Source organism: Streptomyces sp. NPDC048295, assembly GCF_040652135.1.
GTDB lineage: Bacteria > Actinomycetota > Actinomycetes > Streptomycetales > Streptomycetaceae > Streptomyces.
Genome location: NZ_JBEZLL010000004.1, coordinates 124,212 through 138,752, shown reverse-complemented (window position 1 = coordinate 138,752; position 14,541 = coordinate 124,212). Strand labels below are relative to the sequence as shown.

General features: G+C 68.2%; 8 protein-coding genes. 6 read left to right on the top strand and 2 right to left on the bottom strand.

The annotated features are described in order from the left end of the window. Complete coding sequence (locus AB0D53_RS07245) at positions 1-2,715, bottom strand: transglycosylase domain-containing protein (RefSeq protein WP_362441365.1); 2,715 nt, start codon at positions 2,713-2,715, stop codon at positions 1-3. Between the two features lie 418 nt (positions 2,716-3,133). On the opposite strand from AB0D53_RS07245, the gene AB0D53_RS07240 reads away from it, so the two are divergent. From AB0D53_RS07240 to AB0D53_RS07230, 3 genes are all read left to right on the top strand, one after another. Beyond that, positions 3,134-3,841: a helix-turn-helix transcriptional regulator gene (locus tag AB0D53_RS07240; protein WP_329820058.1), complete on the top strand. Its 708-nt coding sequence runs from the start codon at positions 3,134-3,136 to the stop codon at positions 3,839-3,841. A 59-nt stretch (positions 3,842-3,900) separates the two neighbouring features. After that, positions 3,901-4,983 (top strand): inositol-3-phosphate synthase, encoded by a 1,083-nt coding sequence (locus tag AB0D53_RS07235; protein WP_362441362.1) that lies wholly within the window; start codon positions 3,901-3,903, stop codon positions 4,981-4,983. A 124-nt stretch (positions 4,984-5,107) separates the two neighbouring features. Further along, on the top strand, positions 5,108-6,376 hold the full coding sequence (locus AB0D53_RS07230) for an MFS transporter (protein WP_362441359.1): 1,269 nt from the start codon (positions 5,108-5,110) through the stop codon (positions 6,374-6,376). 134 nt (positions 6,377-6,510) lie between these two features. Here the strand turns inward: AB0D53_RS07230 and AB0D53_RS07225 are convergent, their stop codons facing one another. Next, positions 6,511-7,953, bottom strand: coding sequence for a CCA tRNA nucleotidyltransferase (locus tag AB0D53_RS07225; protein WP_362441356.1), 1,443 nt, complete (start codon positions 7,951-7,953; stop codon positions 6,511-6,513). Positions 7,954-8,137: 184 nt separating this feature from the next. Here AB0D53_RS07225 and AB0D53_RS07220 point away from each other — a divergent pair, with 184 nt between their 5' ends. From AB0D53_RS07220 to AB0D53_RS07210, 3 genes are all read left to right on the top strand, one after another. Then, positions 8,138-10,435: a DUF6049 family protein gene (locus AB0D53_RS07220; protein ID WP_362441353.1), complete on the top strand. Its 2,298-nt coding sequence runs from the start codon at positions 8,138-8,140 to the stop codon at positions 10,433-10,435. Between the two features lie 49 nt (positions 10,436-10,484). Beyond that, a complete protein-coding gene (gene murJ, locus AB0D53_RS07215; RefSeq protein ID WP_362441350.1) occupies positions 10,485-12,644 on the top strand; it encodes a murein biosynthesis integral membrane protein MurJ in 2,160 nt (719 codons plus the stop codon). Positions 12,645-12,772: 128 nt separating this feature from the next. Next, complete coding sequence (locus AB0D53_RS07210; RefSeq protein WP_362441347.1) at positions 12,773-14,485, top strand: serine/threonine protein kinase; 1,713 nt, start codon at positions 12,773-12,775, stop codon at positions 14,483-14,485. The last annotated feature ends 56 nt before the right edge of the window (positions 14,486-14,541 follow it).

The window sequence follows — 14,541 nt, the reverse complement described above, 5'->3', positions numbered from 1 at the left end:
CTATCCGGCCGGTCCGCCGAAGATTGCGCCGTTTCCGTTCCCGCCGTTCCCGTTCCCGCCGTTCCCGTTGCCGCCGTTCCCGTTCCCGCCGGTCGGTGGATCGGGGGTCGTCGACGGATCGGTGCCACCACCGGTGTCTCCGCCGTTCGCACCGGTGCTGGTCCCGCCGTTGTTGTGCTGGCAGTCCCAGTCCCACGTGTCGCAGGTCTCGGTGGGGGTGACGGGCGGCGACGGGGTCGTGGGCATCGAGGGCGACTTGTCCACCGACGTGGTCGGAGACGGGGTCGTCGGCGGGCTGGGCGTCGGCGTGGGGCTCTGCGCACCGCCGCCGTAGACCTTGTCCCCGATCGGTCCGGGCTCCGGGAAGGTCAGTACCGGCTTCCCCTTCAGCGCATCCGCCATGTAGTCGTGCCAGATCTGGGCCGGGAACGACGCACCGTGGATCGTCTTCTCACCACCCGTGCCGTACATCTTCTCGAACTTGCGGTTCTTGTTCGTCGCATCGTCGTCGAGTCGGTACATGCTGATGGCCGTGGACAGCTGCGGCGTGTAGCCGACGAACCAGGCCGACTTGTTGTCGTCCGTCGTACCGGTCTTGCCGGCGACGTCCCGGCCGGGGAGCTGGGCGGGGGTACCGGTCCCCTTCTCGACGACGTTCTTCAGGACGTCGGTGACGTTGTCGGCGATCGCGGCATCGAAGGCGCGCTTGCGGGCGTCCTTGTGCCGGTAGATCACCTCGCCCTCGTGCTTCACCTCGGAGACCGAGTACGGCTCGCGCTGCATACCGCTGTCGGCGAAGGTCGCGTACGCGCCGGCCATACGGATCGCGCTGGGCGAGGACGTGCCGATGGAGAACGACGGCACATGCGAGTCCGCCATCTGTTCGTCGTCCTTGAGCCCGGCGGCCATGGCGATGTCCTTCACCTTGTCGGTGCCGACGTCCATGCCGAGCTGCACGTACGGGGAGTTGGCGGACCACTGCATCGCCTCGCGAAGGGTGATGTTGCCCTTCGACTCATGGCCGTCGTTGGCCTGCAGCCACTCCTTGCCGTTCTCGTCGGTCCAGATCTCGCCGTTGTACTTCTTGATCTTCAGCTTGTCATCGGCGTTGTAGATGCTGAGCGGCGAGACCTTCGTACGGTCCGACGGGCCCTGGTCCTCCGGGAGCTCGGGGTTCCGCTTGCCGTACTCCATCGCCGCCGCCAGCACGAACGGCTTGAAGGTCGAACCGACCTGCGCACCGGTGGGGTCGGCGTTGTTGGTGAAGTGCTTGGTCGCGTCCTGGCCGCCGTAGATCGCCACGATGGCCCCGGTCTTGGGATCCACCGAGCCGCCGCCGAACTGGACGTGGGTGTCCGTCTCCGGCCGCTGCTTCGGCTTGATCTTGCTGTCGTAGACCTTCTTGACCGCGGCGTTGAGGTCGTTGACCTTCTTCTTGTTGAAGGTGGTGTGGATCTGGTAACCACCCTGGGCCAGCATCTCCGCCGTGACACCCTCGGTGTTGTTGGCGAGGAAGTACTTCTTGGCCAGGTCCACCAGGTATCCGGTCTGACCGCCCAGCTGGGCGTTCTTCTTCGGCTCGAGAGGGGCCGGGAACTTGGTGTACTTGTCCCGCTCCGCCTTCGCGAGACGCCCGTCCTTCACCTCTTCGTCGAGGATCCACCGCCAGCGCTTCTCGGCCCGCTCGGTGTTGAGCTTCGCCGTCGCCTGCTTGGGATCGACCTCGGGGGCGCCCGCCGGGTCGTAGTAGGACGCGCCCTTGAGGAGTGTGGCCAGGAAGGCGCACTCGCTCGGATTCAGGTCCACGGCGTCCTTGCCGTAGTACGTACGGGCCGCCGCCTGGATCCCCGAAGCGCCTCGCCCGTAGTACGAGACGTTGAGGTAGTCCGTGATGATCGCGTTCTTCTTCATCTTGTTGGTGACCTTGAGCGTGATGAAGAGTTCCTGGAACTTCCTGCTCAAGGTCTGTTCCTGGGAAAGGCGCGAGTTCTTCACGTACTGCTGGGTGATCGTCGAACCACCCTGGGTCTCACCACCGGTGGCCATGTTGAACAGCGCCCGGCCGATGCCCATGGGGTCGATGCCCCGGTCGTGCTCGAAGGACTTGTTCTCGGCGGAGATCACGGCGTTCCGCATGGCGTCGGGAATCTGCGCGTACGTGATGAGCTGGCGGTTCACCTCACCACCGGTGGCGACCATCTGCGAACCGTCGTCCCACAGGTAGACGTTGTTCTGCGCCTTTGCGGCCTCGTTCACATTGGGCAGGCCGACCATCGCGTACGCGATCCCGCCGATGCCCATCAGTATGCCGAGGAAGCCGATGCAGAGGCCGGAGAGCAGCTTCCACGACGGCACCCAGCGCCGAGCGCCGTACTTCCCGGCGCGCGGGTAGTCGATGAAGCGTTTCTTGGCAGGGCGCTGGCCGGCGCGGCCACGGCCCCTGCCGGGACCCTCCTGACCGCCGTCGCCACCGCCACCGCGGCGACGTCCACCGCCACCGCCGCCGCGGCCCGACGAGCCGCCGCGCTGGGCGGCTCGTCGGGCCGCCGCGCGTCCGCCGTACGGACTGTCCCCACCATTCGAATCAGAAGGTGATTCGGAAGTTACTCCGCGTGACGGAGCGGCTCGGCGTCCTGTGGACTGCTGGGCAGCTCGTCTGGCCGCTGCACGCCCGCCCCCTTGCGGTTGCGGCGTTTTGCGACGGTGCTCGCTCATCGAACGACTACTCCTCGGGCAGGCGAGAGCGCCTGGAAGCGGCAGTTGAGATCCGGTCCCCCGAATTACGGACCAGCCCTGCGACAGGCTCGTCCGCCATGCGTCCGGCTGGTCCGCGAAGGCTGACGCGCGCGGGCGTCACGCGGTTCCCGGTGGTCTGCATGCCGCACAGACTACGCACGGTCAAAACCCTCCTAGGACCGAACTTCACCTCAAACAACGCAAGTCGGTGCCTATGAATTCGCGATGTGACGCCGTTCACGATGGCCCCTCTTGTCGCATCGCGACGACCGATCTATCGTCGTGATGTATCGAGTCGATACATCAGCTCGGTACATCAGCCCGGCACAGAGCTCCGCAGGAGCCCTTGGACGTGCTCGAACGCACTCGGACGCACGCGGAGAAGGAGGAGGCGAAGTTGAGCAGACGCTCCGGCATCCTCGAATTCGCCGTTCTCGGCCTGCTCCGCGAGTCCCCGATGCACGGCTACGAGCTGCGCAAGCGTCTCAACACCTCGTTGGGAATCTTCCGTGCCTTCAGCTACGGCACCCTCTACCCCTGCCTCAAGACGCTGGTCGCCAACGGCTGGTTGATCGAGGAACCGGGGGCCGCCCCTGCCGACCTACCGCCCGCCACCGGCCGTGCCGTCGCCCCCGCCTCGTCGCTGGCCGGGCGCCGCGCCAAGATCGTCTACCGGCTGACGGCGGAAGGTAAGGAGCACTTCGAGGAGCTGCTCTCGCACACCGGCCCCGACTCCTGGGAGGACGAGCACTTCGCAGCCCGTTTCGCCTTCTTCGGGCAGACGGAGCACGAGGTGCGGATGCGAGTGCTGGAAGGCCGGCGCAGCCGGTTGGAGGAGCGGCTGGAGAAGATGCGGGCCTCTCTGGCCCGTACTCGCGAGCGCCTCGACGACTACACACTTGAGCTGCAGCGACATGGCATGGAGTCCGTGGAGCGCGAAGTGCGCTGGCTGAACGAGCTCATCGAGAGCGAGCGGTCGGGACGGGATCAGCGACGATCCTCGCCCGGGGGCGAAGCTCAGCAGAACACCGCAGGAGAGACGGGCGGCCTGCCCCGGCGCAGGGGTGACACCCCGCCGGATCCGTCCGACGACACCGCAAAGTGAGGTCCCCGCAGATCCGCGGGGCCTTCGGGAACATCCAAAACACACAGGGAGCAACCGGAATGGGTTCGGTTCGCGTAGCCATCGTCGGCGTGGGCAACTGCGCCGCCTCGCTGGTCCAGGGCGTCGAGTACTACAAGGACGCCGATCCGGCCGGCAGGGTGCCCGGTCTGATGCACGTCCAGTTCGGCGACTACCACGTGCGGGACGTCGAGTTCGTCGCCGCCTTCGACGTCGACGCGAAGAAGGTCGGTCTCGACCTCGCGGACGCCATCGGTGCCAGCGAGAACAACACCATCAAGCTCTGCGACGTGCCGAACTCCGGCGTCACCGTCCAGCGCGGCCACACCCACGACGGCCTCGGCAAGTACTACCGCCAGACCATCGAGGAGTCGGCCGAGGCCCCGGTCGACATCGTCCAGATCCTCAAGGACCGCAAGGTCGACGTTCTCATCTGCTACCTGCCCGTCGGCTCCGAGGTCGCTGCGAAGTTCTACGCGCAGTGCGCCATCGACGCCAAGGTCGCGTTCGTCAACGCTCTCCCGGTCTTCATCGCCGGCACCAAGGAGTGGGCGGACAAGTTCACCGAGGCCGGTGTCCCGATCGTCGGCGACGACATCAAGTCGCAGGTCGGCGCGACCATCACGCACCGTGTGATGGCGAAGCTCTTCGAGGACCGGGGTGTCATCCTGGACCGCACGATGCAGCTGAACGTCGGCGGCAACATGGACTTCAAGAACATGCTCGAGCGTGAGCGCCTGGAGTCCAAGAAGATCTCCAAGACGCAGGCCGTCACCTCCCAGATCCGGGACCGTGAGCTCGGCGAGAACAACGTTCACATCGGCCCGTCGGACTACGTCGCGTGGCTGGACGACCGCAAGTGGGCGTACGTGCGCCTCGAGGGCCGCGCCTTCGGTGACGTTCCGCTGAACCTGGAGTACAAGCTCGAGGTCTGGGACTCCCCGAACTCCGCCGGTGTCATCATCGACGCCCTGCGCGCCGCGAAGATCGCCAAGGACCGTGGCATCGGTGGCCCGATCCTCTCCGCGTCCTCGTACTTCATGAAGTCCCCGCCGGTCCAGTACTTCGACGACGAGGCCCGCGAGAACGTCGAGAAGTTCATCCGCGGCGAGGTCGCCAACTGACGCAGCCGGACACGGCACGTCCATGCGGCCGGGTGATGAGCGGCAACGCTCCGCCCCTTCCGCACCGTTGAGGGTCCCCGGGCAATCTGTCCGGGGACCCTCAACGTATGTGACTCTTGATCGCATGGCCGTCGTGGGTGATCTGCGCGTTCTTCTGCGCCTTCGGAACTTCCGTCGTCTGCTGGCCGTACGACTTCTCTCCCAGTCGGCCGACGGTGTCTTCCAGGTGGCGCTGGCGGCTCATGTCGTCTTCTCGCCGGAGAAGCAGGCTTCGGCAGGGGCCATCGCCTCCGCGATGGCGGTGCTGCTGCTGCCCTACTCGCTCATCGGCCCCTTTGCAGGCGTCCTGCTGGACCGCTGGCCGCGCCGCCAGGTCTTTCTGTACGGGAACCTGCTGCGCGCCGCGCTCGCCTGCTGCACGGCGCTCCTCATCCTCGGCTCCGTACCCGACTGGCTCTTCTACGCCTCGGCGCTGTGCGTCACCGCGGTCAACCGCTTCGTCCTGGCCGGCCTCTCGGCCGCGCTGCCGCGTGTCGTCGACAGCGACCGGCTGGTCCTGGCCAACTCGCTCTCACCGACCGCCGGAACGCTCGCGGCCACGGCGGGCGGCGGCCTCGCCTTCGTCGTACGGCTGCTGTTCGCGGACTCCGATGCCGCAGTGGTACTGCTGAGCGCGGCGCTCTATCTCGCTGCGGCGCTGGCCTCCCTGGCCCTCGCCACCGGACTCCTGGGGCCGGATCGGGACGGGGACCGGATCGAGCTGAGAAAGGCCCTGGCCACCACGGCACGGGGGCTGGTCGAAGGCTTGCGCCATCTGGCCGAACGGAAGCAGGCCACCCGGGTGCTGGCCGCCATGACCCTGATGCGTTTCTGCTATGGAGCGCTGACCGTGATGGTGTTGATGCTGTGCCGGTACGCCTGGACCGACAGCGAGTCCGAAGGCCTGGCCCTCCTCGGGCTGGCCGTGGCTGTCTCGGGTACGGGGTTCTTCGCCGCGGCCGTACTGACACCCTGGGCGGTGGGCCTGCTCGGCAGGTTCCGCTGGATGGCGGTGTGCGCGGCGGGGGCCGCCGTCCTCGAACCCGCGCTGGGGCTGTGGTTCGCCCTCGTACCAATGCTGGTCGCGGCGTTCGTCCTCGGGCTGGTCACCCAGGGGGCGAAGATCACGACCGACACGGTGGTGCAGACCGCGGTGGAGGACTCCTTCCGTGGCCGTGTCTTCTCCCTCTACGACGTGCTGTTCAACGTCGCTTTCGTAGGAGCCGCCGCGGTCTCCGCCCTGATGCTGCCTCCTGACGGGCGATCGGTCGCGGTGGTGATCGGGGTGGCGGTTCTCTACGCGGTCGTCGCAGTGCTGATGTTCCGGTGGGAGGGCACCGGAGAGGCTCGCTAGCGTCCCGGGCACGGCAGAGCGAAGGGCGCTGTTTCACGTGAAACAGCGCCCTTCGCCGGAGCGGATGAGGGGCGGGTCATGTTTCACGTGAAACATGACCCGCCCCTCCTGGCGGCAGACCGGCTCCAGCAGCCTCAGCCCTGCCCGGCCCACCACTCCTTGAGCTTCTCCACCGCCATGTCGTGCTCCATCGGCCCGTGCTCCAGGCGCAGCTCCAGCAGGAACGCGTACGCCTTGCCGATCACCGGCCCGGGGCCGACACCCAGGGTCTTCATGATCTCGTTGCCGTCCAGGTCGGGGCGGATGGCATCCAGCTCCTCCTGCTCCTGCAACTGCGCGATGCGCTCCTCGAGCCCGTCGTAGGTCCGCGAGAGGGCGGCGGCCTTGCGCTTGTTCCGTGTGGTGCAGTCCGAGCGGGTCAGCTTGTGCAGCCGCTCCAGCAGGGGGCCGGCGTCGCGCACATAGCGGCGGACCGCGGAGTCCGTCCACTCACCGTCGCCGTAGCCGTGGAAGCGCAGATGAAGCTCCACCAGCTTCGAGACGTCCTTGACCATGTCGTTGGAGTACTTGAGCGCGGTCATCCGCTTCTTGACCATCTTGGCGCCCACCACTTCATGGTGATGGAACGAGACGCGCCCGTCCTTCTCGAAGCGCCGCGTCCTCGGCTTCCCGATGTCATGAAGGAGAGCGGCAAGGCGCAGCACCAGATCGGGGCCGTCCTGCTCCAGGTCGATCGCCTGCTCCAGAACGGTCAGCGAATGCTCGTAGACGTCCTTGTGACGGTGATGCTCGTCACTTTCCAGACGCAGCGCGGGGAGCTCCGGCAGCACCTGCTGCGCCAGCCCGGTGTCGACGAGCAGCGCCAGACCCTTGCGGGGGTGGGTGGAGAGCAGCAGCTTGTTGAGCTCTTCCCTGACCCGCTCGGCGGAGACGATCTCGATGCGTCCGGCCATCTCCGTCATCGCGGAGACCACGTCCGGAGCGACGTCGAAGTCCAGCTGGGCCGCGAAGCGGGCGGCGCGCAGCATGCGCAGCGGATCGTCGGAGAACGAGTCCTCGGGTGTTCCGGGGGTGCGCAGTACGCGCTCCGCCAGGTCCTCGAGGCCACCGTGCGGATCGATGAATTCCTTCTGCGGGAGCGCGACAGCCATCGCGTTGACCGTGAAGTCACGGCGGACGAGGTCTTCCTCGATGGAGTCGCCGTAGGACACCTCGGGCTTGCGTGAGGTCCTGTCGTACGCCTCCGACCTGTATGTGGTGACCTCGATCTGGTAGCCGTCCTTCTGGGCACCCACGGTGCCGAAGGCGATCCCTACCTCCCACACCGAGTCGGCCCACGGCCGGACGATCTTCAGTACGGCCTCGGGGCGGGCGTCGGTCGTGAAGTCCAGGTCGTTCCCGAGCCGGCCCAGAAGCGCGTCCCGGACCGAGCCGCCGACCAGGGCGAGACTGAACCCGGCGTCCTGGAAACGGCGAGCGAGGTCGTCGGCGACCGGGGACACCCGCAGCAGTTCGCTGACTGCGCGGTGCTGCACCTGGGTCAGGGCACGGGAGCTGTCTTCATTGGCGTTCGACACAACAGAAAAGGGTACGTGCCCGGACCGGCCCGGTCGCCCTGGTTTCGTCCCGCCCTGCAAGACTCTTCCGATCATGTAGCAGGCTCCCCAGCACTTGGCACCCGCGCACATCGTTACCATGCGTGGACGCAACAACCGACAACCATCGACACCAGCTGACGACGACGAGGGACGGGTAGGGCGCGTGGCCGAGGCGGCAGACATTCAGAGGATCGATCCCTCTCCTGCCCGCCGGTGGCTGCGGCGCACATCAGCCCTGATCATCGGGGTGCCGCTCGTCGCGGCGCTGCTGGCCGGAACGACCGCTCCCGCGGCGCAGGCCGGCGGGACCGGCAAGGCCCCCACCGGGTCCGAGACCGTCGATGTGTCCCTGAACAGCCTGGCTCCCAGTGCGCCGGTCAAGGGGGACACCCTGACCGTCTCCGGCACCGTGACCAACAGGGGCAAGGACACGATCACGGAGGCCACGGTCGACCTGCGCGTGGGCCCGGAGCTCGTCAGCAGGACGGAGATCGACACCGCGGCCAAGCGCACCGGATACGTACCCGGCAGCGGCCCCGCCCCGCTCGGCGGCAAGTACACGGTGAAGTTCGCGAAGCTCCCTTCCGGGATCGGCCAGGACTTCACGCTGTCCGTCCCGGTCGACAAACTCGGGCTCGGCGACGACGGCGTCTACCAGCTCGGTGTCTCGCTGTCCGGGCAGACCTCCCGGGCCCCGTACGACCAGGTCCTGGGGATCGAGCGCACCTTCCTGCCCTGGCAGGAGGACGAGCGTGACTCCAGGACGAAGGTCACCTATCTCTGGCCGCTGATCGCATCGGCCCATGTCACCGCCGAGACGGGCACCGACGACCAGCAGACACCGGTGTTCGCGGACGACGACCTGGCCGCCGAGCTGGCGCCTGGCGGACGGCTCGAACAGTTGGTCTCACTGGGCAGCGAATTGCCGGTGACCTGGGTGATCGACCCGGACCTGCTGGCCAGTGTCGACGCGATGACGGGGAACTACCGCGTCAAGTCCGGCGACACCACCGTCGCCGGGAAGAACCAGGACGTCGCCAAGAAATGGCTCACCTCGCTCGAGGCCGCGGTCTCGGACGGGAAGGTCGTCGCGCTGCCGTTCGCCGACCCCGATCTGGCGTCCATCGCGCACCGCGGCAAGAACGTCTCCGGCACCCTCAGCCACCTGCAGACCGCCACCGAAGCGGCCGGGACGACGGTGCAGACCGTTCTCCACGTGAAGCCGTCGACCGACTTCGCGTGGCCCGTCGACGGGGCGCTCGACCCGTCGGTCGTCGATGTCGCCACCTCCGCCGGGGCCCACAAGGTGATCGCCCGCAGCGACAGCCTCCAGGAGACCGGCGGTCTGCAGTACACGCCGACCGCCGCCCGGCCGATCGGCGGCGGCACCACCGCGGTCGTCGCCGATGCCCGGCTCTCCACGGCCTTCCAGGGCGACATGTCGAAGGCGGGGAAATCCACCCTCGCCGTACAGAAGTTCCTCGCTCTGACTCTCGCCCTGACCGAACAGGACACGGACATCGAGCGGAGCATCGTCGTCGCTCCGCAGCGGATGCCCACCGTGGCCCAGGCCCAGTCGATGGCGCGTGCCCTGCACGGACTCGACGACGAGCGCTGGACACAGCCTCTCGGGCTGGTGGAAGCGGCCGCCGCGAAGCCGGACGCGGACGCGACGACCAGCGTCCCCAGGGCCTCCCAGTATCCGAAGAAGCTCCGCAGTCAGGAGCTGCCCACCCAGGCCTTCCAGGACATCAAGTCCACCCAGGTCTCGCTGAACAACTTCCAGGTCATCCTCACCCAGCCCGAGCGGGTGGTGACCCCCTTCGGCAATGCGCTCAACCGGTCCATGTCGACATCGTGGCGCGGCAGGCCGCTGGAGGCCCAGCAGTACCGGGACTCGGTCCGCAGCTATCTGCAGGACCTCGTCGGTGAGGTCCAGCTCATCTCGAAGTCGGACGTCACCCTGTCCGGCCGCAGCGCCACGATCCCGGTGACGGTGCAGAACAGGCTGCTGCAGGGCGTGGACCATCTCGTCCTCCGGCTGAAGTCGGAGAACGCGACGCGTCTCAAGCTGAACGACGGCGGGGCCGTGGCGGAGCAGCCGATCCGGATCGGTGCCGGCCACAGCCAGTCCGTGAAGTTCGACGCGGCGGCCAACGTCAACGGCCAGGTGCAGATGACGGCGCAGCTCTACACCGAGGACGGCACGCCGTACGGCGAGGAGATGACCTTCACCGTGAAGGTCTCCGAGCTCACGCCGACCGTGCTCCTGGTCATCGCGGGCGGGCTGCTGCTCCTGGTCCTCGCGGGCATCAGGATGTACACCCACCGCAAGCGCACCAACACGGGCGGCGCGCCCGGGGACGACGGCGGTGAACCCGAGCAGCCGAGTGACCCGACTCCGGACACCGGTCCGGAAAGCGGGGAGTCGCCTGCCTCGGGTGAGAAAGTGGAACGTTGAGCGATGTCTGTCGTGGCCGGTCGGCCGGGGACGATGAGGTGGGGTTTCGATGAACGCGCCGTACGACGGTGACCGCGGTCAGGGTGCGGGCGGAGCCGGGCCTTCCGGCGGGCCCCCGATGCCTCCGGGGCCGGGTCAGGGCCCGCAGGCGCCCGATCCGTACCTGCAGGACGCCTACGACCGCGATCCCTACCGCGCCCAGGATCTGTCCGTCCAGGACCCGGTGACCGAGGCGCTGTACGACCGTGCCGCGCACCCGCCGCCGCCCCCGGGCACCTACCAGCAGCCCCAGCCGCTCTACCAGCAGCCGCCCGCTGCCCAGTACCCGCCCGATCCCCGTCTCTGGGCACAGACCCCGCCCCCCGAGCCCGGCGGCCCGTTGCGGCACCTGCCGTACGGCGACAATCCGGCGTCCAGCCAGTTCGTCGGGGTGGACGACCTCGTCAGCCAGGCTTCCCGGGACGACGAGCAGCCGGACGCCTTCGCGCATCTCTTCCGGGACCAGGAGGGCCCGGCGGGATCCACCCCCGTCTCTCCGGAGCCCGAGCCGGCCCCGGCTCCCGAGCCGCCCAAGGCAGGCGGTCGGGCCTCCGGAATACTGAAGTCCAGCGCACTGATGGCGGCCGGCACGCTGGTGTCCCGCCTCACCGGATTCGTCCGCAGCCTCGTGATCACGGCCGCGCTCGGTGCGGCCCTGCTCGGCGACAGCTTCACCATCGCCTACACCCTGCCCACGATGATCTACATCCTCACCGTGGGCGGCGGCCTGAACTCGGTCTTCGTGCCTCAGCTCGTCCGTTCCATGAAGGACGACGAGGACGGCGGCGAGGCCTACGCCAACCGGCTGCTGACTCTCGTCATGGTCGCGCTCGGTGTGATCGTCGCGATCGCGGTCTTCGCCGCTCCGTTGCTGATCCGCATGATGTCGCCGACGATCGCCAACGACGTGGCGGCCAACAGCGTCGCCGTGACCTTCGCCCGGTACTGCCTGCCGACCATCTTCTTCATGGGCGTGCACGTCGTGATGGGCCAGATCCTGAACGCCCGCGGCAAGTTCGGCGCGATGATGTGGACCCCGGTCCTCAACAACATCGTCATGATCTTCACGTTCGGCATGTTCATCTGGGTCTACGGCACGTCCGCCGAGTCCCAGATGGGCGTCCAGACCATTCCGGCGGAGGGTGTCCGGCTCCTGGGCATCGGCACACTGCTCGGTCTGGTCGTGCAGGCCCTGGCCATGATCCCGTACCTGCGCGAAGCCGGTTTCCGTTTCCGCCCGCGCTTCGACTGGAAGGGGCACGGGCTCGGCAAGACAATCAAGCTGGCCAAGTGGACCGTCCTGTTCGTGCTGGCCAACCAGGCGGGCGTGCTCGTCGTCACGCAGCTCGCGACATCGGCGGGCAAGCTGTCCGGCAAGGACGGCACCGGCTTCCTCGCCTACTCCAATGCCCAGCTCATCTGGGGCATGCCGCAGGCGATCATCACCGTCTCCGTCATGGCGGCCCTGCTGCCCCGTATCTCCCGAGCCGCCCATGACGGCGACCCGGGCGCCGTACGCGACGACATCTCCCAGGGGCTGCGGAACTCCGCCGTCGCGATCGTGCCGGTGGCCTTCACCTTCCTCGCACTCGGCCTGCCGATGTGCACCCTCCTGTACGCCTCCGCGGGCACCGAGGCCGCCCGCTCCATGGGCTTCATCCTCATGGCCTTCGGTCTCGGCCTGATCCCGTACTCCGTGCAGTACGTCGTGCTGCGCGGCTTCTACGCGTACGAGGACACCCGCACGCCCTTCTACAACACGGTGATCGTCGCCGCGGTCAACGCGGCCGCCTCGGCCCTCTGCTACGTCGTTCTGCCCGCCCGCTGGGCGGTGGTCGGCATGGCCGCCTCGTACGGGCTCGCCTACGCCGTCGGCGTGGGCATCGCCTGGCGACGGCTGCGCAACCGTCTGGGCGGAGATCTGGACGGTTCCCATGTCGTGCGTACCTACGCCCGGCTGTGCCTGGCCGCGACCCCGGCAGCGGTGCTCGGTGGTGGCGTGGGCTTCGCTGTTCTCCAGGGCCTCGGCGAGGGCGCCTTCGGCTCACTCGCCGCTCTGATCTGCGGTGGGGCCGTGCTGCTGGGCGTCTTCTTCGTCGCCGCCAAGAAAATGCGGATCGAGGAGATCAACGGCATGGTCGGCATGGTCCGAGGGCGACTCGGACGCTGAGCATCATCGGCCGCACAACCATCACTGCCCCTTGCGTGTCGTGCATAACGCCGGAGTGTGGGCACAATTGGCGTGACTGTGCAGAGGCTGGCTGGCATCGCGCAACGGATGGGGAGGCAGGAACGACGGTGGCGGAACGTAGCACGGCTGCCGTCGACGTGGCCGACAACAGCGGTGATGAGCCGCTGGCCGCCAAGGCGGACGAGGCCACGACCGACGGGACGGCAGAAGCTCAGGACACCACAGGCACGAAGCCGCAGGACACGGATGGTGAGCGCATCGGTTCCGAGGCCACTCTGCCGACCCCTGATCTGCACAGCGGGCACAAACTCGCCAGACGCTACCAGCTGGAGGAGTGCGTCACCCGTCTGGACGGCTTCAGCAGCTGGCGAGCCGTCGACGAGAAGCTGCGCCGCGCGGTAGGCGTCCATCTGCTGCCGGCCGATCACCCGCGTGCCCGCTCCGTACTGGCTGCGGCCCGGTCCTCCGCACTGCTCGGTGACCCGCGCTTCGTGCAGGTGCTCGACGCGGTGGAGGAGGACGACCTCGTCTACGTCGTCCACGAATGGCTCCCCGATGCCACCGAGCTCACCTCCCTGCTGGCCTCGGGGCCGATGGACGCGCACGACGCGTACCAGCTCGTCAGCCAGGTCTCCCAGGCCATGGCGGCAGCACACCGAGAGGGCCTCGCCCACCTGAGGCTCACCCCGGGGGCGGTGCTGCGCAGCTCGACCGGGCAGTACAGGATCCGCGGCCTCGCGGTGAACGCAGCCCTGCGCGGCATCACCGCCGAGGGCCCGCAGCGGGCGGACACCGAGGCGATCGGGGCCCTGCTCTACGCCGCGCTGACGCAGCGCTGGCCGTACGAGAGCGACGCGTACGGACTGACCGGGCTGCCCAAGGGCGTGGGGCTGATCGCCCCCGACCAGGTGCGGGCCGGCGTCCACCGCGGTCTCGCCGAGCTCGCCATGCGCGCGCTCGCCAACGACGGCGCCACCGCCTCCCGGCAGGAACAGCCGTGCACCACGCCGGACGAGCTGGCCAAGGCCGTCGCCGCGATGCCCCGCATCCGTCCTCCGGAGCCCGCCTTCACGGCGCCGCCCGAGTACCAGCGCACCACCTACCAGCAGGGTTCCTACGGGCGTCCGCCGGCCGGGCCCGTCGCCGCGCAGCCCCCGATCGTCGTACCTCCGGCACCGCTTCAGAGCCGCACCGGCAAGGCCCTCAAGTGGGCCGTGTCCGCGCTGCTCATCGCCGCGCTGGGCCTCGGCAGCTGGCAGCTCGCCGAAACGCTGCTGGACCACAGCAAGAGTTCCGACCCCGGGGACAGCACACAGACCGACCCGGAGAACGGCGACGACAAGCCTCGGCGGCCGGCCGAGCCGCTGCACATCTCCGGAGCGACGGAGTTCATGCCCAGCGGCTCGGGCATCAAGCCGAACGAGGTGTCGAACACCATCGACGGGGATGCGAGCACGGCCTGGGTCACCCCGCGCTATGTGGGCTATGCGAACTTCGGCAACTACCCGAACCGCAGGGACGGCAGCGGCATAGTCGTCGATCTGGGCAGCGTCCAGGACGTCGCGGGCATCACGGCCAAGATGTACCGCAGTGGGCAGAAGGCCGAGGTGCTGGCGGCCGATCCGGGTGCCTCCGCCCCGTCGTCCCTCTCGGACTTCCCCCAGCGCCTCACCCCGCTCGCAACGGCGGGGAACGAGCTGAAGGAGACTCTCTCCAAGCCGGTGCGGACCCGCTACGTCCTGATCCATCTCACCGAACTGCCGTCGGACGGAACGGGTGGCTACCGGGGCGGGATCTCGGAGATCTCCGTACTCAAGTGACGCAGAGGCCGGCGGGGCATCCCCGCCGGCCTCCCGCACATCCGGTGCCACCGCAC

Bases quoted from the DNA above. Each gene is read 5' to 3' on its own strand.
- AB0D53_RS07235 (WP_362441362.1), top strand. From the start codon at position 3,901: ATGGGTTCGGTTCGCGTAGCCATCGTCGGCGTGGGCAACTGCGCCGCC.
- AB0D53_RS07245 (WP_362441365.1), bottom strand. From the start codon at position 2,715: ATGAGCGAGCACCGTCGCAAAACGCCGCAACCGCAAGGGGGCGGGCGT.
- AB0D53_RS07230 (WP_362441359.1), top strand. From the start codon at position 5,108: ATGGCCGTCGTGGGTGATCTGCGCGTTCTTCTGCGCCTTCGGAACTTC.
- murJ (WP_362441350.1), top strand. From the start codon at position 10,485: ATGAACGCGCCGTACGACGGTGACCGCGGTCAGGGTGCGGGCGGAGCC.